The 21,133-nt window shown below is 60.6% G+C and carries 22 protein-coding genes; 19 read left to right on the forward strand and 3 right to left on the reverse strand.

Annotated features, from left to right (window positions below):
* Window positions 1–32 precede the first annotated feature (32 nt).
* From M0D66_RS13455 to M0D66_RS13510, 12 genes are all read left to right on the forward strand, one after another.
* Complete coding sequence (locus M0D66_RS13455; RefSeq protein ID WP_167378328.1) at window positions 33–521, forward strand: MarR family winged helix-turn-helix transcriptional regulator; 489 nt, start codon at window positions 33–35, stop codon at window positions 519–521.
* A gap of 12 nt (window positions 522–533) precedes the next feature.
* Complete coding sequence (locus M0D66_RS13460; RefSeq protein WP_093633608.1) at window positions 534–2,207, forward strand: FAD-dependent oxidoreductase; 1,674 nt, start codon at window positions 534–536, stop codon at window positions 2,205–2,207.
* Between the two features lie 358 nt (window positions 2,208–2,565).
* Window positions 2,566–3,414, forward strand: coding sequence for a polysaccharide deacetylase family protein (locus M0D66_RS13465; RefSeq protein ID WP_266210883.1), 849 nt, complete (start codon window positions 2,566–2,568; stop codon window positions 3,412–3,414).
* A gap of 31 nt (window positions 3,415–3,445) precedes the next feature.
* Window positions 3,446–4,144, forward strand: a complete 699-nt coding sequence (locus M0D66_RS13470; RefSeq protein WP_266210884.1) for a response regulator transcription factor — start codon at window positions 3,446–3,448, stop codon at window positions 4,142–4,144.
* Window positions 4,145–4,180: 36 nt separating this feature from the next.
* Window positions 4,181–5,443 (forward strand): sensor histidine kinase KdpD, encoded by a 1,263-nt coding sequence (locus M0D66_RS13475; RefSeq protein WP_266210885.1) that lies wholly within the window; start codon window positions 4,181–4,183, stop codon window positions 5,441–5,443.
* A gap of 143 nt (window positions 5,444–5,586) precedes the next feature.
* Window positions 5,587–6,894 carry a glycosyl hydrolase family 8 gene (locus tag M0D66_RS13480; RefSeq protein WP_266210886.1) on the forward strand — a complete coding sequence of 436 codons (1,308 nt, stop codon included), beginning with the start codon at window positions 5,587–5,589 and terminating at the stop codon, window positions 6,892–6,894.
* 121 nt (window positions 6,895–7,015) lie between these two features.
* Window positions 7,016–8,191 (forward strand): glycosyltransferase, encoded by a 1,176-nt coding sequence (locus M0D66_RS13485; protein ID WP_266210887.1) that lies wholly within the window; start codon window positions 7,016–7,018, stop codon window positions 8,189–8,191.
* Between the two features lie 35 nt (window positions 8,192–8,226).
* A complete protein-coding gene (locus M0D66_RS13490) occupies window positions 8,227–8,622 on the forward strand; it encodes a hypothetical protein (RefSeq protein ID WP_054039687.1) in 396 nt (131 codons plus the stop codon).
* A 107-nt stretch (window positions 8,623–8,729) separates the two neighbouring features.
* A complete protein-coding gene (locus tag M0D66_RS13495) occupies window positions 8,730–8,999 on the forward strand; it encodes a hypothetical protein (RefSeq protein ID WP_054039685.1) in 270 nt (89 codons plus the stop codon).
* Window positions 9,000–9,675: 676 nt separating this feature from the next.
* Complete coding sequence (locus tag M0D66_RS13500; RefSeq protein WP_054039802.1) at window positions 9,676–9,984, forward strand: hypothetical protein; 309 nt, start codon at window positions 9,676–9,678, stop codon at window positions 9,982–9,984.
* A gap of 248 nt (window positions 9,985–10,232) precedes the next feature.
* Window positions 10,233–10,877, forward strand: a complete 645-nt coding sequence (locus M0D66_RS13505; RefSeq protein ID WP_093633600.1) for a hypothetical protein — start codon at window positions 10,233–10,235, stop codon at window positions 10,875–10,877.
* Window positions 10,878–10,936: 59 nt separating this feature from the next.
* On the forward strand, window positions 10,937–11,440 hold the full coding sequence (locus M0D66_RS13510; RefSeq protein WP_200650682.1) for a M48 family metallopeptidase: 504 nt from the start codon (window positions 10,937–10,939) through the stop codon (window positions 11,438–11,440).
* A 71-nt stretch (window positions 11,441–11,511) separates the two neighbouring features.
* On the opposite strand, the gene M0D66_RS13515 is transcribed toward M0D66_RS13510, so the two are convergent.
* Window positions 11,512–13,830: an FdhF/YdeP family oxidoreductase gene (locus M0D66_RS13515; RefSeq protein ID WP_200617787.1), complete on the reverse strand. Its 2,319-nt coding sequence runs from the start codon at window positions 13,828–13,830 to the stop codon at window positions 11,512–11,514.
* A 168-nt stretch (window positions 13,831–13,998) separates the two neighbouring features.
* On the opposite strand from M0D66_RS13515, the gene M0D66_RS13520 reads away from it, so the two are divergent.
* The 4 genes from M0D66_RS13520 (at window position 13,999) to M0D66_RS13535 (ending at window position 17,665) form a co-directional block, all read left to right on the forward strand.
* Window positions 13,999–15,432 (forward strand): PLP-dependent aminotransferase family protein, encoded by a 1,434-nt coding sequence (locus tag M0D66_RS13520; RefSeq protein ID WP_266210888.1) that lies wholly within the window; start codon window positions 13,999–14,001, stop codon window positions 15,430–15,432.
* Window positions 15,433–15,464: 32 nt separating this feature from the next.
* Window positions 15,465–15,773 carry a helix-turn-helix domain-containing protein gene (locus M0D66_RS13525; RefSeq protein WP_266210889.1) on the forward strand — a complete coding sequence of 103 codons (309 nt, stop codon included), beginning with the start codon at window positions 15,465–15,467 and terminating at the stop codon, window positions 15,771–15,773.
* Between the two features lie 161 nt (window positions 15,774–15,934).
* Window positions 15,935–17,065 (forward strand): BMP family ABC transporter substrate-binding protein, encoded by a 1,131-nt coding sequence (locus tag M0D66_RS13530; protein WP_266210890.1) that lies wholly within the window; start codon window positions 15,935–15,937, stop codon window positions 17,063–17,065.
* A gap of 51 nt (window positions 17,066–17,116) precedes the next feature.
* Window positions 17,117–17,665 (forward strand): nucleoside deaminase, encoded by a 549-nt coding sequence (locus M0D66_RS13535; protein ID WP_093633595.1) that lies wholly within the window; start codon window positions 17,117–17,119, stop codon window positions 17,663–17,665.
* A 2-nt stretch (window positions 17,666–17,667) separates the two neighbouring features.
* On the opposite strand, the gene M0D66_RS13540 is transcribed toward M0D66_RS13535, so the two are convergent.
* Window positions 17,668–18,222 carry a lysozyme inhibitor LprI family protein gene (locus M0D66_RS13540; RefSeq protein ID WP_211701113.1) on the reverse strand — a complete coding sequence of 185 codons (555 nt, stop codon included), beginning with the start codon at window positions 18,220–18,222 and terminating at the stop codon, window positions 17,668–17,670.
* A 225-nt stretch (window positions 18,223–18,447) separates the two neighbouring features.
* On the opposite strand from M0D66_RS13540, the gene M0D66_RS13545 reads away from it, so the two are divergent.
* On the forward strand, window positions 18,448–19,293 hold the full coding sequence (locus M0D66_RS13545) for an SH3 domain-containing protein (RefSeq protein ID WP_266210891.1): 846 nt from the start codon (window positions 18,448–18,450) through the stop codon (window positions 19,291–19,293).
* Between the two features lie 38 nt (window positions 19,294–19,331).
* On the opposite strand, the gene M0D66_RS13550 is transcribed toward M0D66_RS13545, so the two are convergent.
* Complete coding sequence (locus tag M0D66_RS13550) at window positions 19,332–20,195, reverse strand: LysR family transcriptional regulator (protein ID WP_200617794.1); 864 nt, start codon at window positions 20,193–20,195, stop codon at window positions 19,332–19,334.
* A 95-nt stretch (window positions 20,196–20,290) separates the two neighbouring features.
* Between M0D66_RS13550 and M0D66_RS13555 the strand changes: the two genes are divergently transcribed.
* Entirely contained in the window at window positions 20,291–20,857 is a 567-nt protein-coding gene (locus tag M0D66_RS13555; protein ID WP_266210892.1) for a DUF4865 family protein, read from the forward strand.
* Complete coding sequence (locus M0D66_RS13560; RefSeq protein ID WP_266210893.1) at window positions 20,854–21,069, forward strand: hypothetical protein; 216 nt, start codon at window positions 20,854–20,856, stop codon at window positions 21,067–21,069. Before M0D66_RS13555 ends, M0D66_RS13560 begins: the two co-directional genes overlap by 4 nt.
* Window positions 21,070–21,133: the final 64 nt, after the last annotated feature.

Consider the following 21,133-nt stretch of genomic DNA (forward strand, 5'->3'; position numbering starts at 1 on the left):
AATGCAAATATTCGTCGGAAATGGACAGGCGCATGAAAGGTAGTGCAACCGGCATCGGGCGCAAACTCGAACTCCTGTATGGACTGGTTGCCTCGCGGGTATTTCACCACGCGTCGACGATGTTAAGCGGCGACGTGACCTTCGCGCGCGTCATCTCCCTGTTTCACCTCCATCATCACGATTCGCAGACCATTGCTGAACTGGCCGAGGCAACTGGCCTTAGTCATGCTGCGGCCAGTCGTATGGTCGACGGGCTGTATAGGGAAGGCGTGGTGGATCGTCAGGAGGCGGCCGAGGATCGCAGGCAGAAGTGTGTTGAATTGACGCCTGATGGCCTGAAAAGAATAGAAGCCATGCGCCAGGTAACAACCGAGGCCTATGCTGAGATGATGGCGCGAGTGCCAAAGGAATTGCGCATCAGGCTCGACGAGATCCTGATGGAACTCGAGCCGTACGTGATCCCTTCTGAGCCAGAGCCGGAAGGCCGTCCGCGTAAACCCCGATCGCGTCGCCAAAGCTGAGGAAACGCAACCATGAGCGATAAATCGTCAGGCGGATTTGGAGACCTGGTGTCAGGCGGCAGCCGCCACCACCAGATTTTTCCAATACTGAATGAAAGACAGTTTGCACTATTGGAGAGGTACGGTGAGCGCCGCAGGCTGAACACGGGCGACGTGCTGTTCTCCGAAGGTGACCGGCACATTCCCATGTTCGCGATCGTCTCAGGGACGATCGAGGCGACGAGAGGCTCCGGAGACGCTCTCCACGTGCTGGGTTCGCACGGTCCAGGCTGCTTCACCGGTGAGGTCGGAACACTTGCCGGCCGCGCCGCGGTGGCATCGGCGCGCGCCACCAGTGATTGCGAAGTCATCGTAATCGACGAGGAATCGCTGCGCGCGCTCGTCATCGCAGAAGCCGAATTGAGCGAAACGATCATGCGTGCGTTCATTCTGCGCCGGGTCGCTTTTATTCAGGACCAGAGCGGGGGTATTCTGGTCATTGGCAGTGCGGCGTCCGCGGCCACGTTCCGGCTTCGGCATTTTCTGAGCCGCAACGGTCAGCCATCGGCCTACTTCGATATCGTCGACCATCAGGAGGCGCAAGCGCTTCTCGAACGCAATGGCGCGACGGAAGCGGATATTCCGGTGGTCATCACGCGGCAAGGTCACGTTCTGAAGAGCCCGACCCACCGCGCCGTGGCCGATGCCGTTGGTCTCAGTCCCGACAAGCTGAATGGCGAGCGGTTCGACGTGGTCGTGGTAGGCGCCGGACCGGCAGGTCTTGCGGCCGCGGTATACGCGGCCTCCGAAGGCTTGAAGGTTGCGGTTCTCGACACCAAGGCGCCGGGTGGCCAGGCGGGTACCAGTTCGAAGATAGAAAATTACTTCGGGTTCCCAACGGGTATCTCGGGTCAAGCGCTTGCCGGGCGCGGCCTGTCGCAATGCCGAAAATTCGGCGCTGAGGTCGGCGTACCCATTGAAGCGCTCGGCATCGATTGCCAGGACGCACCGCCTTTTCACATTCGGCTCAACTACGACGAGCACGTATATGCCCGCGCTGTTGTCGTTGCGACTGGCGCGCGTTATCGGAAACCGCCGCTGGACCGCCTTGAGAATTTCGAGGGGCGCGGCGTTTACTACAGCGCCACGTTCATGGAAGCCGCGTTTTGTGCCAACGAAGAATTGATCATCGTCGGCGGCGGAAATTCAGCCGGTCAGGCAGCCGTTTTCCTCGCGGGATTTGCGCGGCATGTCCACATCGTGATTCGCGGTGACGGACTCGCTACGAGCATGTCGAATTATCTGATCCGACGGATCGATGCGGCGTCCAACATTACCGTTCATCAGCGGACTCAGGTCGTAGAACTGTACGGCGATGAGCGGCTTGAATCGGTCAAATGGGACCGGCAAGGGCAGGTCGAACAAAAGCCGATCCGGCACGTCTTCCTGTTTCTCGGTGCGCAGCCCAGTACAGGCTGGCTCGGCGATTGTGTTGCGCTGGACAAGAACGGCTTCGTGCTCACCGGCACCGATGCACTTAAGGCGTGCCCGCCAGATCGTCCGCCTCGATTTCTGGAGACGAGCCGGCAAGGCATCTTTGCCGTTGGCGACGTTCGCAGTGGTTCGGTGAAGAGGGTCGCGGCGGCTGTCGGCGAGGGCGCCGCTGTCCTTCAGTCGCTGCATGAGTATTTGGCTCTCTATGAGTGAAGTCTGACTGCAAGTGTCGGCAAAATAGCGGCGTTCGGACCATGCAGCGCCGTAGCGATACGTACCTCATGCGGGTGCGTTACGACCAATCGTCGTAACGCACCCCGCGTCAAATCTGGACGACTTTTCGTCCATGCCGCATCAAGCGCATAGCTCGCGACAAAAGTACACAAATCCAGACAAACGGCTCGTGGACGGAAGAAATACTTCCGTCTAACATTCGCCCGTTCTTGTAAAAAACGGTAATACACAGTCGACATCAATAGTTGATTTGCCTGATCTCATCAACAGAGAGGTCTGGATTTCCGCCTGGTAATCGCTCTGAAAATCTGGAATTTCATAGTAGATGAAATCATCGATGGAATCGTTCGCTCTCTCGCTGCCGGTACTCATGTACCACCATGTTTCAGAGTCGAATGGCTCGCTGAATATCTCACCCGAGTGTTTCGAATCACAGATGCACTGGCTGGCACACAACGGATATGTCACGCTCACCGCGGACGAATTCGCGCGCTTCCTGCGCGGTGCGCCCATGCCTGATAAATCGATTCTTCTGACATTCGACGACGGATACCTGGACAACTATATTCACGCGCATCCATGTCTCGAGCGCTACGGTTTCAATGCCGCTATGTTTCTCGTGACTGGTCGCATTCATGACGGTCCAGTTCGACCCGTCATCACAGCTCGCGCGGCCAGGAGCATGTCGCACGCAGAGTGCGAGCAACGCGTCCAGGCTGGCCGATCGGACGATGTCACGGTGCGTTGGAGCGAGATCGAACTCATGCGTAAGGCCGGAACTTTCGAGTTCCACAGCCATACGCACAGTCATCGCCGCTGGGACATATTGTGCAGTGATTCGGTCAGCAAGCGGCATCGCATCGCACAGGATATCGAAATATCTAAATGTATTCTGGCCGATCGCCTGGGTATGGTATCGACGCATCTGTGCTGGCCAGAAGGCTATTACGACGACGACTATATCGCGGCTGCTCGGGTCGCTGGTTTCGAATATCTATACACAACGAGGAACACTCGCCGCAATCACGCGGGTAGCGATCCATACGAGATTCATCGTATGGCGGACAACGGCAAGAGCGCGGAGTGGCTGGCGCGGAAAGTACGCCGCTATCAGCATCCGCAGTGGGGCGCCTCTTATTACTGGTTCAAACGACTTAGAGAATTCAGAAAGGGCGTGCATCTATGAGAATTCTCTACACGATGGATGCTGCGCCACCATGCCAGACACGCTCCTGTTGATCGAAGACGACCTTCCGCTCGCTGCACTGACGGCTGAGTTTTTGCGCTCCGAAAATTTCGAGGTTGCGATTGCTCACCGCGGCGACGTGGCTGTGAAGATGATCGATGCGGTACGCCCGGATCTACTCGTTATGGACGTCATGTTGCCGGGCATGGATGGATTCTCCCTGTGCCGCGAGATTCGGTCCTCCTATTCAGGGCGGATTCTCATGATGACGGCACTGGACGAGGACGTAGAACAGTTGATGGGCTTCCATGTCGGCGCCGACGACTTTGTCGTCAAACCGATCGATCCTCTCTTGCTCGTGGCCCGCATTCGCGCCTTGTTGCGAAGGGACATTCGCCGTCCCAAACCTGGCCGGGTGTTCGACCACACGTTCGGGCATTTCCGGCTAGATCTCCATGCTCGAAGGGCCTGGCTGGACGATAAAGCTGTCGCGTTTTCGGTGGCGGAGTTCGACCTCCTGTCGATTTTCGCTCGCCATGCCGGCACGCCGCTCAATCGGGAACAATTGCTTCAGAGCCTCCGTGGCGTGGAGTACGACGGCCTCAATCGTTCGATCGATATGCGTGTGTCCCGGCTGCGGAAGAAGCTGGCGAACCTGGATTGCCCTGTGACGATCCGCACCATCACTACGCAGGGCTACCTGTTTGCCGAGCTATCGGGCGAGGAGTAGTTCATGCGGCTTTCACTGAGACGTTGGTCGATCATTGTGATCGGCGTCGGATGGACTGGCTCAATCCTTGGCCTGTTGTGGCTGTCGGCCTCCGCTGCGGTCGGCATCAGCGAGTACAGTTTCCGCCAGTTGATGACCGGACCCGGCTACCTGCTTGCGGAGCAACTTCGACCGCTGTCGACGGCGCAGCGCGAGCAGCGGTTGATACTGCTACGCCAGCACTTCCAGTATCCGATCGAGCTAGTTGCAGCCGACAGCGTCGAGCTGCCGCCGCAAGCGCGCACCATGCTCCTGCATCAGCAGGCCGCACAGAACAGTGATGAGGAGATCGCCTACTTCTCACTCGACGACGACACGTTGATTCAGTTCGGGCCGATGTGGGGCAGCGCTGCGCTGACGGATGTACTGAGTTCTCCGGTTTTTCTTTTGACCGCCGTAACCGCAAGTGCTCCCATCCTGGGCTTTTCAGTCGTCGCCTGGCGGCGCAAGCAACGATGGTGCCGCGACTTGCAGGAGATCACTGCCTGCCTTTCTGACATGGCGCGCTCGCCGGCCATCATGCTGCCCGCCGTCGACAGGGAATGGATGCCGCTGGTGCTCGCTATGCGCAGGCATGTCGAAGACCTGTCTGCGATGAGCGAGCGTCACAAGGAGGTGTCGCAAGCGGTCTCGCACGAGTTGCGTACCCCGCTTGCGCGAATGCGCTTTGCCATGATGCTGCTCGGCAGGAGCGAGGACGTCGCAACCCGGAACCGTCTCCAGGAACGACTGCAACTGGATGTCGACCGACTCGAATCGCTTGTACGCGCGAGTCTACGTTTCGCCAGACTGACCGATGCACCAGCGCGCGTTGCCCGCGAACCTATCGCGGTTCTGACATGGCTGCGTGAAGAGCGCATGGATGTCGACGACAAAGGTTTTGTGATCAACGTCACCGCACAACCGGAGCATCTCCAGTTCACTGCCGACAGAGACCTGCTGCATCTGATTGCCCGCAATCTCCTTGAGAACGCGCTCGCGCATGGTCGCTCCCACGTCATTGTGGGTGCCCGCCTCGACGAGACGCGGCAGATGATCCTGGAGGTCGAGGACGATGGCCCCGGCATTGCCGCGGAAGACCGCGAACGCGTGTTCGAACCTTTTGTCAGGCTCGCGCCCGGTGGTGAGGAGAGCTCGGGATTCGGACTCGGACTCGCGCTGGTACGGCGCGCGGTGTATTTGCAGGGCGGCAGCATCGGCATTTCAACCAGCGCTTTGGGCGGTGCGTGCTTCCGTGTGACCCTGCCGTTGCCCGCATGACCCCGCGGCGGTTGCCCTGTTACGCGCGGTGACAACACCGCGTATGCCTGTCACTTATGCTCGTTTCAGACGTTGTGCGCTGACTGCGATGTTGATGCTGCGCTCGATCACAACTTGTCTGCAACGAACCGACTGGGAAGCTCATGCGGGACATCAAATCAAAGTTCATGATTCTTTGCGTAACAGCGTGCCTCGGCGCCTGCGGTGGCGGCGATGATGCGACTGCCAGACCCGAAGCGGCAAAGCGCAGGGTGCAGAAAGTCTTGACGGCAAAACCCTATGTCGGGGGCACGATTCTGCCCAACCACATTTCAGCGGCTGAACGTGACAGCCAGGTGCGGGCATTCTATAGAGAATGGAGAACCAGGTATGTGGTGCAGGAATGTGGAGACGGGCGTTATTTCGTCAAGGTCAATGCGGACCACCGACCTGTTGGCGGCGATACGGCGCCGAAGACAATCACCGTATCGGAAGCCCACGGTTATGGCATGTTGATCACCGTCATGATGGCGGCACATGACAACGACGCTCGCGACATCTTCGACGGTATGGTCCGGTATTTCCACGACCACCCCGCGGCGTCGAGCCCGCATCTGATGGCCTGGAATCAGGTAGAAGGTTGCGCCAACTCGGGAGGCACGTTCCGCGGGAAAGTCAGTGCGACCGACGGCGATCTGGACATTGCGTATGCATTGTTGCTGGCCGACCGCCAATGGGGCAGCGACGGCGCGATCAACTATCGCCAGGAAGCGCGGGAAGTGATGCAAGCCATTCTGCGGTATGAAGTGCACCCCGCAGGCAAACACCTGATGATCGGTGATTGGGCCGGAACAGATGGCGACCCGGAGATCGAATACACGACACGGTCATCCGATTTCATGCAGTCGCACCTGACGGCTTTCTTCACCGACAGCGGCGATGCAAGATGGCTGGCGGTCCGTGACCGAACCTATGTGATCGTCAGCGAGATCCAGCAACACTACAGCCCGAAAACTGCGTTGATGCCGGACTTTATCTTCCACCTGGATGGGGAGCCCAGGCCCGCGAAACCACGTTTGGTCGGGGACCCGAGAGACGGCGAGTATTCGTGGAACGCGGCTCGCTATCCGTGGCGGGTCGGGATGGATTATCTACTCTACGGCGAGCCGCGTGCGTTTAATGTACTCGGCACGTTCAACCGTTGGGCGCGATCTGCCACGGGTGGAGACCCCACGTCGTTCGCCAGTACCTACCATCTGAATGGCGTGCCCGTCGCGGCTGAGGGCAGGAACAGCCTGGCTTTTGTTTCCGCGTTAGGCGTGTCGGCGATGATCAACTCGGACAACCAGGAATGGCTGAACGCGATCTGGGAAAACCTGCGCGGCCAGAGCCTGGAGAACAACGACTACTACGGTAATACGCTCAAGCTACTGTCGATGATCGTCATGTCGGGCGCGTGGCTGCAGCCCTGATAACGGTCCTAATGTAGTGAACGGAATCGCCGTGTAGGTACCGCGTTATCAGCACTTGCAGTCTGGAAACCCGCGTACTACTGGCTCGAGAAAATCGGAAATTTTGAGGCGACCTGCTGTTATGAAGATTCTCTACACCAACTTTCACACGGGTGATGGCGGCGGTCATACGACCTATATTCTTAACCTGGTTGCTGCACTAGGAGAGCGCCATCGCGTCACCATTGCAGCACCCCGGTCAAGCCGGCTCTATCTGTACGCGAGGCAGATTCCCGGTGTTGAAGTCGTCGCGATGGGTTTTCGCAATACGCTGACATCGATGGTCGGAACCGGTTTGGCGCTGCGTCGTCTGATCGAAAAGAACGGTTTCGATATCGTGCACGTCAATGGCTCGGCAGATCATCGCATCGCGATGATCGCTACGACGGGATTGGGGAAAAGGTGCCCCTGTATCGTTTATACGAAACACAATGATCTGCCTGCGAAGAGCGTGACCACATGGCTTAAGGGCACGTTAGGGACCGATTCGGTCATTTGTGTTTCAGCGTACACGCGCCGCCGGCTGGCACAAACTGTCTATGGACGCAAGGTTAATTGGGTTGTACGGCACGGTATCGATCTCGGCCGGTTCGCGCCTGTGAGTGCTGCTACCGTTAGCAGGATTCGAAGCCGCTTTTTGCCTGGGATTCCAGAGGATGCGCTGGTGGTCGGGAGCACTTCAGGCATGGATGACAACAAAGCCTGGCTGGACATGGTGACTGCGGTTGCCATGTTGCCCGATGCATTGCGCAAGCGCGTCCGCATTGTTCTCGCGGGTCAGTTACCCGATGCAACGCAGCGCTCAAGAGTGGCCGCACTGGGGATGACGAGGCAGGTGATCTGCACCGGGATGCTTCGGGACGTTCGGCCTGCAGTAGCGCTTCTGGACGTGGGTTTTGTGCTTTCCCAGCGGGAAACGTTGTCATTCGCGTGCCGGGAAATGATGGCGATGGGCAAGCCGGTGATTGTCTCCGATACCGGTGGCTTGCCGGAGAATGTGACCCCTGGCGAGGATGGCTGGCTGGTCCCGCCAGGTGGACACGGCTACATCGCGCAGCTTCTCATGCTTCTGCTGTGCAATCCGTCCGAGGTCGAGCGGGCCGGCGCCGCTGCACGTGCCAAGAGCGAGGCGGAGTTTTCATTGCAGACTTTCGCGGCCAGTACCGAGGCGGTTTACGTCGAGTGCTTATCAAGAGTCTCGCCGTTGGCAGCAGAAAAAGGTCTCGCTCAACGGGTGACGCGGGGGCGCACCGCCTAGAGCGCGTCGTAATTGAGCGAGTGTGCTGAACACCCGTGACCACTGTGGCGCTCCAGAATCAAATCAACAACATCCAGCTACCTATGAATTTACCACTGTCATCCAACGGCGCAGCGTATACAACTCGGGAAACCCGTAACGGTGTCCCGCTGGCCTATATCAGCGAGAAGCTGGCGTATGCGATTGAAGATACCCATGCGGCCGGGCAGGCGCACCCGGAAATGCGCTTACGTCTTGCCCATGTGATGTATTCGCAAACTCTGGCGTTCCTCGCGCTTCACAATATGCTGGGCGCCGCCAATGACTCGGGATTGCCGGAACGCTTGCTCGATCTGGAGCGCGAGGAACTCAGGAACTGGATCAACGCTGTCGTCAGCTATGGGGATCTGCTGGGAGGGGGTGATGTTGGGGCGCGCAACAGTTCTTGCTAACGCAATGGTCGCTACGGGGAAGCGGGTAGTGGTCATGTTTGAAGCGCGATCCCTATCGATCAGCCACTACATGCTACGATTCCTCGACGATCACGATGGAGACAGCCATGTGGGACAAGATCGAACATAACGGATACGAAGTCTGGGTCCTGCCGATCCTTGCATACGGTCCCCCGGCCCCAACCACCTTGTGGCACTACTCGGCGTACATCTGCCGCCACGGTTCCGATGCCCACCTCGCCGGGCAGAGCATTCGCTTCCAGGAACTTGTCGCCACGTTCGGCAGTGAAGAAGAGGCCCGCGAGGCTGGGTATGTCGAAGGCAAGCGGCGCGTCGACATGATGGTCGAAGGCGGTCCGGTCGGCGGCAACGGCTGATCACCGCGCTAGTTGTTCACAATGGAACTCTGGATTCAACCATGCGCACGGTGCGCTGATCTCTACGGGCAGCCGGCTACCGCGGCTGCGCACGACGACCTGAGGCCTAACGGCGTCGGCACTGTGAAGGATACGCGAGCAGAAGAGCACTACACCTGCGTGCGGTGCGGCGGCGTGTTTGCTCGCATTCTTGCAGGTGCCCCCACGCGGCAGATCTGGATGCTCCTGAACGCGGGGCAGCACTGATTCTCTTGCGCAGGAGAGTCGGCTTGCGGCTAGTATCCTTCATACGAAGATTCTTCGAAGATACCGACGGAGGCCGCTATGTGGACCTGTCGAAACTGCAATGTGTCGTTCCCCTTTGATCGCGTCGAGCCGGAAGCCGACAAACAAGGTTTCTTTTTCCTCTGTCCTGCCTGTGACTACCGCAACCAACTGGTGGATTCAGGTCCTGACGCAATGGGGCGCCCTAAGCTTGTCCAGAGCGACGACGGGGTCCCGCCTGACGATCAGCCTGACTGAAGACAACGCTGCCGAACACATTCCGCAGTTAATCGCGCTCGAGGTGCGGCGCCGTCGCCGTCGCAGATGATCCGGCAAGAAAATTGGTCAATGAACCAGAAAAAGAAGCAGCGCATAATGGTGAAATCCCTTTGGCAGAATGATGGAGGCAGATATGGCTACGTTTGCTATAGACGCCATTCGCATCAATCCGACGAACGACAGGATTACCCACGTGCGTTGGGCTCCCGTCGACCCGGCGACGCGTGACTGGTTGTCCCCCACGTCGATTGTCGAGGTGGCCGAAGTCGTGGCCGCGATCCGTCGGGGGAACGCTGTTTGGTCCCTTTTTACGCTCGGTGGCATACGGTTTCTGGGGCCAAAAATCGTGTCGGTTGCTCACGCCGACGGCCACGACGGGATTGACACCGATGTCCCTGGCGAGCACGTCGAAAAGTGTATTGACGATTTGCCGCACGTTTGACCGCACACACCCGGTCAGGCGGACCTTGGCGTAGCGGTGCTGCCGCTGCGCAAGGTCGTGGTGTCCTCGAAAATCATTCGCAAAGACCGTAAATTGACGTGCAAGGCGGCGCGCCTTCCTGCTTGCCCTCGATGCGAAAAATATCGAACCGGCGGTCGCCGTGGCTCGGATAATTGCGCGGTTGCACAGAGCGTCGCCATGTTTAATGTAAATTGGTCGTTCTTGAGAGCGCCTTTTAGCGAAACACCATGAAAAACGGAAAACCAAAACTAACGCGTCGTGATGCAGACGGTCTTTTCCCTGACCTGCAGCAAAGCGGCGCCCGTCTCGCTAGCCGGCCTGATAACCCGTTCGGAGAAGAAGTATCCAGAACAACCGATCGACGCGATCGTGGCGAGGCCAAGCTTTGGAAAGATAACCTCGTTACCTTGCCCGCTGCGATCGAGTTGCCGCCAGGCTACGAGTCGGTGTCGCACGTGCGCGATGCAATGGAGCGCGCCTGGCGTATGAAATGGGTCCGGGAAAGCGGCAATGAGGTTGTGGCGGAATTTCCTGAAGGCTGGACGGCCGCTCGGCCACCCAGCGGTGCAGTGGAGTTAAAGGACGCAACTGGCGTGGTCCGGGCCGTGTACGGCTGGGCAGGAGATGCTGAAGTGAGACTCCTGCCACGATATCGGGTCGAAACGCAGGAGAACAGTTCGAGCGGTCTTGGCAGTCTGCTTGTCCGTGATCGTGAGAGCGGACAGATTCTCGAGAGGTCGTCGACGTGGTCCGCGAAGACCGGGACCAACCACCCTGATTGGACACGGCTGTCGGCGTGGCTCGACAAGCAGTATCCGCTTCACCGGGATCCGCTGCGCCTGTGGACGGATTGCGAAGGCAATCGCGGTTGAATTCGGCTCAACAAAAGTCCGTCGCCGCGAGGCCATCGTCACAAGCAAACCCCATTGCCATGCAACACCTGAAATACCTGACAGGCTACCCAGCCGGGCTGCAGGAAAAAGTCAAAAAGCTGATCGCCGAGGAACAACTCGGCTCGTACCTCGTGAAGCGCTACCCTGACACGCACCAGGTACAAACAGATCGGGCCCTGTACGAGTACTGCTCGGAGCTCAAGCGCGAACACCTTCGCAACGGCGCGCAAATCGACAAGGTCACTTACGACAGCAAGCTTGATGTTGTGCGCCACGCACTCGGCCTGCACACGAGCATCTCGCGCGTGCAGGGCGGCAAGCTAAAGGCGAAAAAAGAAATCCGCATCGCCTCGCTATTCAGGGAGGCTGCGCCGGAGTTCCTGAAAATGATTGTCGTGCACGAACTCGCTCACTTGAAGGAAAGCGACCACAACAAGGCGTTCTACCGCCTCTGCGAATTCATGCAACCGGGCTACCACCAGATTGAATTCGATCTGCGCTTATATCTAACGCACCGCGATCTCACGAAAAACCAGACTTGAGCGCCAAGCTTAAGATGCGGAATTTCGGGTGACGCCTACGAGCGGTCGTCCGAAGCTCCGCATCAAGAGCATCAAGCAGCAACCGCTTCAACAACCGCCGACGCCGTCAACAGCACTGGAATCGACTTCGAAGTCGGCGTCCCCGCGCCGTCGGCAACCGAAGAGAGCGGCACCAACGGATTTGTTTCCGGATAGTAGGCGCCAAGACACCCACGCGGAATGTCGTATTCCACCAGCAGGAATCCAGCCGCGTGACGCTCGATTCCATCGGCCCACACGCTCTTGATATCCACGCGCTGGCCCGCAACGAAACCTAGCATCGCGAGATCGTCCTTGTTGGCGAACAGCACGCGCCGCTGCCCATACACGCCGCGATAACGGTCGTCGAGGCCGTAGATCGTCGTGTTGTACTGGTCGTGTGAACGCGTCGTCATCAAGGTCATCAGACGCTCGCCATGCTCGGCGCGCGCCTGATGAATCGGCGTGTCGACGTCGATCGCATGCACAAGGAACTGCGCCTTGCCGCTCGGCGTTTTCCAGATCCGCTCGCGCGACGCCACGCCCAGGTGAAAACCGCCCGGGTTCTTGAGGCGCTCGTTGTAGTTCTGGAAGCCGTCGATCACCTGCGCAATGCCGTCGCGAATCAATGCATAGTCAGCGGCCTGAGCGAGCCAATCAACTTTGTTGCTGCCGAGCGTGGCGTGCGCCATGCGCGCGACGATTGCAATCTCCGACAGCAGATTCTCCGAGGCCGGCTTGTTCATGCCATACGAGATGTGCACCATGCTCATCGAATCCTCGACGCTCACGCCTTGCGCCACGCCATTCTGCAGATCGATTTCGGTGCGTCCGAGCGTCGGCAGAATCAGCGCGTCGCGGCCATGTATCAGGTGACTGCGGTTCAGCTTGGTCGTGATGTGCACGGTCAGCTCGCACGAGCGCATCGCTTCCCACGTACGCGGCGTGTCCGGCGTCGCGATCGAGAAGTTGCCGCCGAGGCCGATGAACACCTTCACCTTGCCGTCGAGCATCGCCTGGATCGTGTTGACGACGTCGAGACCATGCTCACGCGGCGGTTCGAAATCGTAGACTTCGCCGAGCCGATCGAGAAACGCCTGAGTCGGCCGTTCTTCGATGCCGACCGTGCGGTCGCCCTGCACATTCGAGTGTCCGCGCACCGGGCACAAGCCCGCGCCGCGGCGGCCGATATTGCCGCGCATCATCATCAGGTTCGACAGGATCTGCACCGTCGGCACGGAGTTCTTGTGCTGCGTGAGGCCCATGCCCCACGTCGAAATCACCGCACGACCCTTTACGTAGATGTCGGCGAGCTTCAGCACGTCTTCGAACGGCACGCCTGATTCGGCGACGATCGTGTCCCAGCTTTCGGCACGCAAATCGTCGGCAAACGTATCGAAGCCGACCGTGTGTTCGGCGATGAACGCGACGTCGAGCACGCGTTCCAGACCCGAGGCCAGCGCTTCGTCGTCGAGCTCGATCACGCGTTTGGCGACGCCCTTGATCAAGGCGAAATCGCCGCCCACCTTCGGGCGGATGAACACGGAGCTGATCTTCGTGCTGCCCATCGTGATCATTTCCACCGGATGCTGCGGGCTCGCAAAGCGCTCGAGGCCACGTTCCTTCAGCGGATTGATCGACACAATGGTCGCGCCGCGCTTCGCGCATTCACGCAGTTCGCCGAGCATGCGCGGATGGTTGGTTGCCGGATTCTGGCCGAAGATCAGCAGCGTATCGGCGTGTTCGAAGTCGTCGAGCGTGACCGTGCCCTTGCCGATGCCGACCGTGTGCGGCAAGCCGCGGCTGGTCGCTTCGTGGCACATGTTCGAGCAATCGGGGAAATTGTTGGTGCCGTACATGCGCACGAACAACTGGTACAGGAACGCGGCTTCGTTGCTGGCGCGTCCTGAGGTGTAGAAGGCGGCGCTATCCGGATCGTCGAGGCGCTTCAGGTGGTCGGCAATGAGGTCGAAGGCTTCGTCCCAGCCGATCGGCACGTAACGGTCGCGCACGGCGTCGTAGACGAGCGGGTCGGTCAGACGGCCATGTTGTTCGAGCTCATAATCCGACTGCGCCATCAGTTCTTCAACCGTATGCTCCTCGAAGAACGCCGGCGTCACGCGCTTGCTGGTCGCTTCGGCCGCCACCGCCTTGACGCCGTTTTCGCAGAACTCGAAGGTCGACGCATGCTCGCGGTCCGGCCACGCGCAACCCGGGCAGTCGAAGCCGTCCGGCTGGTTCTGTTTGAACAGCATGCGGTAATCGCCGCCCGTCACCTTTTCCTTCAGGAGGTTGATGGCGACGTATTTGAGCGCGCCCCAGCCAGCGGCGGGGTGGGTATACGGTTCGATGCGAGCTTCGGGTTTCTTCATGATCTGCCGCCGGGTGTGGCTTGGACGAGGCTTTTATGCCGATGCACGAGAGCCTACTGTGTTCCAAAAACGGCGCAGCATACAGAAAAACGGAAAGGAGAGGGATACAGTTGTGGGGAATTTGTCATAGACTGGCGTTCCGCCCATGTTTTTGTTCGAGCCAGGTCCTTGAAACTGTACGAAAAACTCGCCGACGAAATGACCGAAGCCGTGCGCCGCGGCGTGTTCGCGGCGGGCGAGCGGATTCCGTCGGTGCGGCAGGCGAGTCAGCAGCACGGCGTCAGCATCAAGACCGTGCTGCATGCGTACGCGTTGCTGGAAAGCCGGGGGATTGTCGAAACCCGGCCGCAGTCGGGCTATTTCGTGCGCGATGCGGTGGCGACAGCGACCGCGCTCGACGAACCGCGCCTGAACCGCCAGCCGGCCGCCCAGGCGCCGCCGGTGGCCGCTGCGGTCGACGTGAGCCGCCTCGTGTTGTCGACGCTGCGCAGCATCCGTGCGCATGACGCCGTGCCGCTCGGCTCACCGTATCCCGATCCGTCGTTGTTCCCGTGGCGGCGTATCAACCAGTACGCGAATGCGATCGCCCGGCGTCACGCGAGCTGGAATCTGATCGACGACCTGCCGCCCGGCAATCCCGAGCTGATCCGGCAGATCGCGCGGCGCTATGCCGAGAATGGCGTACCGGTCGACCCGGATGAAATCATCATCACGCTTGGCGCGACGGAGGCGATCAACCTCAGCTTGCAGGCGGTCGCCAAGCCGGGCGACACGGTCGCCGTCGAGTCGCCGACTTACTACGCGATGCTGCATGCCATCGAGCGTCTCGGCATGCGCGCCATCGAAGTGGCGACGCATCCGGTCCACGGTATCGATATCGGGGCATTGGCCCAGGTCATCGCACGGCAGAAGATCGCGGCGTGCATGGTGATGCCGAACTTCCAGAATCCGCTCGGTTTCCAGATGCCGGACGAGCGCAAGCGGCAACTGGTCGAACTGCTCGCCGCGCACGACATTCCCGCCATCGAGAACGATGTCTATCAGGAGTTGTACTTCGGCGAGGCGCGGCCGTCGACCTTGAAGAACTACGATACCAAGGGACTGGTGCTGCATTGCGCGTCGTTTTCGAAGAGCCTCACCGCGTCGTACCGGATCGGCTGGGCGATGCCGGGGCGCTACCGCGCGCAGGTCGAGAAGCTGAAGTTTCTCAACACGCTGACCACGCCTTCGGTGCCGCAAGTCGCCGTCGCCGATTACCTGAAACAGGACGGCTACGACCGGCATTTGCGGCACGTGCGCAAGGTCTACCGGCAACAGGCGAGCATCATGATGGCGATGGTGCAGCGGTTTTTTCCGGCGGGCACGCGCGTGTCGACGCCGCAAGGCGGGTACGTGCTGTGGGTGGAGTTGCCCGAACGTGTCGATTCGATGCGGCTCTATCAGGCGGCGCTCGCGCGCAGCATCACGATCGGGCCAGGCATGATGTTTTCGATGCGCGACGATTTTCGCCACTTCATGCGGCTCAATTACAGCTATCCGTGGACGGCGCAGACCGAGGCGGCATTGAAGACGCTGGGAGAACTGGTGGCGCAGATGGCCTGATCGGCCTTCAGAAAAGCGAGGAGACATTCACGATGGAAGACGATGAACTCGATCCGGTACTGGTCGCCGTGCTGGCGCAGTTGTGGCGCGCGCATCTGGAAACGCCAGGCGGCGCGTGGTCGCTCGCCAAGCTGTCCAAACAGGCGGACGTGCCGATGAGCGGCTTGCGACGGCAACTGACGGCGTTGGTCGACGGCGGCCTGGTGGACACCACGTTCAACGAGGAAGGCACGGGAACGGCGCGCCTGAGCGAGATCGGCCAGGACTTGTGCGCGGATTTGTTCGGTGAGGACGGCTCGCCAGACGATGACGAGGCTGACCCGCCACCACGCGTTCACTGAGTTTTCCGGCCACCAAAATACAGATTCCGTTATGGGCGGGATAACGGGAAATAATTTTTCCGAGGAAATTGACCTTCGAATATGGCCCCCTATGCTGGAGCCTTGCCCGGGACAGTCCCGGGCACTGTGGCAGGCACCTGGAAACCATCTTCGGAGAATTCATGAAAGCAAAGCTGGCGCGAGTGCTGCATCACTCATTGCGCATCAAAACCGTTCGCACTGTTCTTGCTGCAGCGTTCGGCGCGTCCCTCGCGCTCGGCGCCGGGGCGGCAGCCGCTGCGACTGCGCAGCCGCTCGGCATCGCCTTCGTCTACCTCGGCAATCCGGGCGACGCCGGCTGGACCTACGCGCACGAACAGGGCGTGAAAGAGGTCGAGGCGAAATTCGGCGACAAGATCAAGGTGACGCGCGTTGAGAACGTGCCGGAGTCGGCGGATTCGGAACGCGTGTTTCGCGATCTGGCGGCGAAGGGCAACAAGATCGTGGTCGGCTCGAGCTTCGGCTTCCAGGATTTCGAACTAAAGGTCGCCAAGGACTTCCCTGACGCCGTATTCGAACATGCGACCGGCTACAAGAAGGCCGCCAACTTCGCCACCTATGACGTGCGGACTTACCAGAGCGCATATCTGGCCGGACTGGTCGCCGGTTATACGACGAAGTCCAACACGCTCGGCTTTGTCGGCTCGGTACCGGTGCCGGAGGTGGTGCGCAACATCAACGCGTTCACGATGGGTGCGCGCTCGGTCAACCCGAATGCGCGCGTAAAGGTCGTGTGGATCAATAGCTGGTTCGACCCGGGCCTCGAAAAGCAGGCCGCCGAGACACTGATCGGCCAGGGCGCCGACGTGCTGATCCAGAACACCGATTCGACGGCGACGATGCAGACTGCCGAGCAGAAGAAAGTGCATGCATTCGGCTGGGACTCCGACATGAAGAAGTTCGGGCCGAACGCGCAGTTGGGCGCATGCGTGAGCAACTGGGGCGTGTACTACACGCATCTGGTGCAGCAGGTGATGGCGGGTTCGTGGAACAACTCGCCCGTGTGGTGGGGGCTGAAAGAGAAGGCGATCGATCTGGCCAACATCAACACGAATGCGGTGTCGCCGACTGCGCAAAAGGCGTTGAGCCAGAAGCGTGACGACATCATCTCCGGCAAGTTCAATCCGTTTGCCGGTCCGATCGCGGATCAGTCCGGCACGGTGAAAGTCGCCGCGGGTAAGTCGTTGAGCGATGCGGAGTTGCTGCGTTTGAACTGGTTCGTGCAAGGCGTCGACGGTTCGCTGCCGAAGTAATGCATTGATTGGTTTGCCTAACTATTATTAAAAGATTAAAGGAGATCGCCCGTGAGTCTTACCGTCCCGACCGACGCCGGCGCCGCTGGAGTGGCGCCGGCCTATCCGCCGCAGGGTTTAACGCCGACGCACGAGCAGGTCGTGCGGCATCTGCGACATTCGAGCCGGGTAGCCGAACGGGCGACGCTGCTGGGGCACCATCCGTTCGGCGCGGTGCTGGTCGGCCCGGATCAGGAGACCGTGTTGATGGAGCAGGGCAATGTCGATACGGTGAATCACGCCGAGTCGGTGCTGGCGCGCGTGGCGGCGTTGAACTTCACGCCGGAGTACTTGTGGAGTTGTACGCTGTACACGTCGGTTGAGCCTTGCTGCATGTGTGCCGGCACGATGTACTGGGCCAATATCGGCCGCGTCGTGTTTGGCATGACCGAGAAGCGCCTGCTGGAGGCGACCGGCGATCATGCCGAGAATCCGACCATGAGCGTGGATTGCCGGTATGTGTTCGATCACTGCCAGAAGCCCGTCGAGGTGATCGGGCCGGTGGCCGAAGTGGAGACTGAGGTGCTGGAAGTTCAGCGGAAGTTCTGGAGCGGCAGGTAGTGCTATTGCACGTCCGCTGGCGCGAGCATCGCCAGTCCGCAGAACCAGTCGCCGCCGTGCGGCTGATATTTCCACTTACCGTTGTTCTCCTTGATCACAGTGGAGCACTGGTCATTCACGACGATTCCCGGATCTGCCGCGGTGCATCGAAGCATCGCGGTTTCGGTTTGCTGTAGCGCAGGCATCACCACCTTACGCTGAGTGTTCGGTTCAGTCGGCCCATCCGGGTTTCCCGTTTGGATGCTTTCGATTAGCCGTTGCAGTTCCTCGATCCGGGTCTCGTACCACGTCCCCAGACACGCCGCATCGCGGCAATTCGCTTCCCGCCACGCCCACTTGCTGTCGCTGTCCGTGAGGAACGCGCGACGGTTGACGACCCGTCGCCGCGCTTTCCAGTACAGTTGCCCAAGCGTGTCATCGAGCTTCGAGAGCGCAGGGTCGTTGCAGATCATCCGTTCGGTGAGCGAGCGTCCCCTCGTGCAGTCGAAACTGGTAGCGTGAGCGGGCAGATACGTGAGCATCAATGCGGCGACAAAGATTGGGCGGAAAATTTTCATGGTGCTCCCGGCAGTGCATGGGTTTTTCATGCAATGGATGATCGGCCGAGTCGTCGGACTACAGAGGCCCGAAAACAGCATGAGTTCGGGTGGGTGATTACCAAATCTTGCTTTGCTCGGGGCGCACTGGAACGGCTAGGGCAATTCCATAAGCATTTGCCGGCTGGTTTCAGGCATGCGCATTGCAGATGTGGATAAGTACGGGACGTAAAAACGGGAGAAAAAATGAAACAACACCTCGTTCGATGCATGTATGCGGCGTTCAGCTTGCTGGCGCTGCCAGCAGTGGCGTCCGCGCAGTCGCAGGCTTATACGAATGGCACGGTCAACGTGCGCGCCGGGCCGGCTTCGGATTACCCGGTCGTGACGCAATTGCCGGGCGGTGTCCCGGTAAGCGTGATGGGTTGCATCAGCAACTACCAATGGTGTGACGTCGCGGCTGAGAATCTGCGCGGTTGGGTCTACGCAGCGCGACTCAGCTATCCCTATCAGGGCAGCAATGTGCCGGTGATGAGCTACGGCACGGTGATCGGCTTGCCGATCGTGACGTTCTCGATCGGCACCTACTGGGGCAATTATTATCGGGGCCGGCCGTGGTACGGGCAGCAATCGCGCTGGGCGCATCATTCACCGCCACCACCCCCGAGACCAGGTGCAGGACGGCCACCAGGTTGGCGTCCGCCCGGAGGTCCGCCGCCCGGAAGCGCGGGTGGTCGGCCGCCAGGCGGTCGGCCACCGGATAACGCAGGCGGACGTCCACCGGGTGGCCAGCAGGGCAATGGGGGCGGACGTCCACCGGGTGGCCAGCAGGGCAATGGGGGCGGACGCCCACCGGGCGGGCAGCAGGGCAATGGAGGTGGACGCCCACCGGGCGGCCAGCAACCGGGCAATGCAGGCGGACGTCCACCGGGCGGGCAGCAGGGCAATGCAGGCGGACGCCCGGCAGGCGGGCAGCAGCCGGGCAATGCAGGCGGCCGTCCACAGGGAGGTCAGCAAGGCGGTGGGAATAACCGCCCTCAAGGTGGGTCTCAACGGGGCGGTGATCGGCCGCCCGGAAGCGGAAACAACTGAGGCAAGGTGGACCAGTCCGTCCGGTCCACCCATTCCCTTCAGTAGGCTGCGTTCATAAACGCCGAGCTGACCGCTCGCAAGGTTTCCTGCGAGCGTGGGTCGCTCAGCCGTGTATGCAGTACCACTTTCGAATTCGGCAGCGTCGGCAAGCCGAGTTGTTCGCCGACCTCCACCGCTCCCGCCGGCGCCACGCGCTGCGCCAGCGCGGCCACGGCGAGCCCTGCGCTAACGGCAGCGCCGACAGCCATCACGCCGCCACCAACGAACACCTCGGTCCACGCAATCCCGGCCGCATCGAGCGCGTCCGTGGCAATCGCGCGAATCCCGCATGGCGCGGCGAGCGTCGCCAGCTTCAGCGGCTGCCCCTCGCGATGCTGCCAGCCAGGCGCCGCGAACCAGCCGAGCCGTTCCTCAGCCAGCAGTTGCCCATCACGGCGATCGCCTTCGCGACGGCCGATCGCCGCGTCGACTTCACCGCGCTCGAACCATGCAAGGACGTCGCGTGACGCGGCAATGCGCACTTCGATGACGAGGAGCGGATCGTAAGCCGCGAGCCGCCCCAGCAGCGCCGGCAGATTCGGCCCTGCCACGTGGTCGCTGATGCCGAGCTTGAGCCGGCGCTCCGGCGCGTCGGCGGTCTCTGCCAGCGCTCGTTCATGAGCGAGCAGCAATTGCCGGGCGGCGCCGATGAAAGCGTCACCCCGCGGCGAGAGTCTCACCGCGCGCGGGGTGCGCTCCAGCAGGCGGTAACCCAGACGCGCTTCGAGCCGTTTGAGCTTGAGGCTCATCGCGGCTTGTGACGTATCCATGACTTCGGCGGCGCGCGTGAAGCTGCCGAGATCCGCGACCAGCACGAAGGCCTGGATCGCATCCAGATCGAGAGGACGGGCGAGGGTGTTCATATCGAAACTTTATCGCAGATATAAATCACCATATCTTGATGTAATGATTGCGCCGGCGCAAGCTCACCTTCAGTCGAAACCACAAGGAGTTCGCCATGCTTGCCAAACAGTATTCGCACCGTCTGCCGTCCACCTATGACATGGGGGTCATCCGCGAGCGCGCGACGCGGCGCGGCCCGCTGTGGGACGCGACCGAGGGGCTGGGATTCAAGGCTTTCGTCGTCCGCGAACGGGGCCGCTACGGCGCTACCGCGAACGTGTATTCCGCGGTGTATCTGTGGCTCGATGCTGAGCAGACCGCCGACTTTTTCATGGGTTCACGCTTTCAGAACGTGATCGACGACTTTGGCCGTCCCGACGTCGAAAGCTGGTTGCCGCTTGATGCCCGCAAGGGGCCGGCGCAACGGGCGCTCGCGTTGTATCGCGAGGAACAGCTGATCGGCGAGCAGGACAACCGCGCCGAGTTGCGCGCCGCACTGATCGAGCAGAACCGTCGCATCGCGGAGCAGGACGACACGGTCGCCGTGGTCTCCGCACTCGATGTCGCCAACTGGAAGCTGATCCGTTTCACGCTGTCGTCGTCGCCGCCGGTTGCCACGGCGGGGCGCACGGTCTACGAGGTGCTGCACCTCGCGCGGCCCGGCGTCGCGAGCCTGAAGTGAGCGCTAGCGGGGCGTCCAACGGCAGAGCGGCTGAGACCGGTCCGGCAGCGGTTCCGGCGGCCCCCGCTCAACCCGTGCGGTTAGCGCCGCTCGATATCCGCGTGGCGCTGGCCGCGCATCTGGCAGGGCTGGCGCTGACAATGGCCGCGATCGCCGGCTTCACCGTGCTCGCCGTGTTAACGGGGCAGTCGCTTCATTGGCTGACCGACTAGCCGGTCACACGCTTAGCACGCTATGCATCGTAATTAAAGTGCGCTAGCCTCGCGTAAACCCCGG

Source organism: Paraburkholderia sp. SECH2 (genome assembly GCF_030464795.1).
Classification (GTDB): Bacteria; Pseudomonadota; Gammaproteobacteria; order Burkholderiales; family Burkholderiaceae; genus Paraburkholderia; species Paraburkholderia aspalathi.

What these genes read in the sequence shown, in the direction of transcription:
- M0D66_RS13470 (WP_266210884.1), top strand. Translation starts at nt 3,446, where the DNA reads ATGCCAGACACGCTCCTGTTGATCGAAGACGACCTTCCGCTCGCTGCA.
- M0D66_RS13505 (WP_093633600.1), top strand. Translation starts at nt 10,233, where the DNA reads ATGAAAAACGGAAAACCAAAACTAACGCGTCGTGATGCAGACGGTCTT.
- M0D66_RS13510 (WP_200650682.1), top strand. Translation starts at nt 10,937, where the DNA reads ATGCAACACCTGAAATACCTGACAGGCTACCCAGCCGGGCTGCAGGAA.
- M0D66_RS13555 (WP_266210892.1), top strand. Translation starts at nt 20,291, where the DNA reads ATGCTTGCCAAACAGTATTCGCACCGTCTGCCGTCCACCTATGACATG.
- M0D66_RS13540 (WP_211701113.1), bottom strand. Translation starts at nt 18,222, where the DNA reads ATGAAAATTTTCCGCCCAATCTTTGTCGCCGCATTGATGCTCACGTAT.
- M0D66_RS13500 (WP_054039802.1), top strand. Translation starts at nt 9,676, where the DNA reads ATGGCTACGTTTGCTATAGACGCCATTCGCATCAATCCGACGAACGAC.
- M0D66_RS13485 (WP_266210887.1), top strand. Translation starts at nt 7,016, where the DNA reads ATGAAGATTCTCTACACCAACTTTCACACGGGTGATGGCGGCGGTCAT.
- M0D66_RS13465 (WP_266210883.1), top strand. Translation starts at nt 2,566, where the DNA reads ATGGAATCGTTCGCTCTCTCGCTGCCGGTACTCATGTACCACCATGTT.
- M0D66_RS13525 (WP_266210889.1), top strand. Translation starts at nt 15,465, where the DNA reads ATGGAAGACGATGAACTCGATCCGGTACTGGTCGCCGTGCTGGCGCAG.
- M0D66_RS13455 (WP_167378328.1), top strand. Translation starts at nt 33, where the DNA reads ATGAAAGGTAGTGCAACCGGCATCGGGCGCAAACTCGAACTCCTGTAT.
- M0D66_RS13495 (WP_054039685.1), top strand. Translation starts at nt 8,730, where the DNA reads ATGTGGGACAAGATCGAACATAACGGATACGAAGTCTGGGTCCTGCCG.
- M0D66_RS13550 (WP_200617794.1), bottom strand. Translation starts at nt 20,195, where the DNA reads ATGAACACCCTCGCCCGTCCTCTCGATCTGGATGCGATCCAGGCCTTC.
- M0D66_RS13460 (WP_093633608.1), top strand. Translation starts at nt 534, where the DNA reads ATGAGCGATAAATCGTCAGGCGGATTTGGAGACCTGGTGTCAGGCGGC.
- M0D66_RS13515 (WP_200617787.1), bottom strand. Translation starts at nt 13,830, where the DNA reads ATGAAGAAACCCGAAGCTCGCATCGAACCGTATACCCACCCCGCCGCT.
- M0D66_RS13480 (WP_266210886.1), top strand. Translation starts at nt 5,587, where the DNA reads ATGCGGGACATCAAATCAAAGTTCATGATTCTTTGCGTAACAGCGTGC.
- M0D66_RS13530 (WP_266210890.1), top strand. Translation starts at nt 15,935, where the DNA reads ATGAAAGCAAAGCTGGCGCGAGTGCTGCATCACTCATTGCGCATCAAA.
- M0D66_RS13545 (WP_266210891.1), top strand. Translation starts at nt 18,448, where the DNA reads ATGAAACAACACCTCGTTCGATGCATGTATGCGGCGTTCAGCTTGCTG.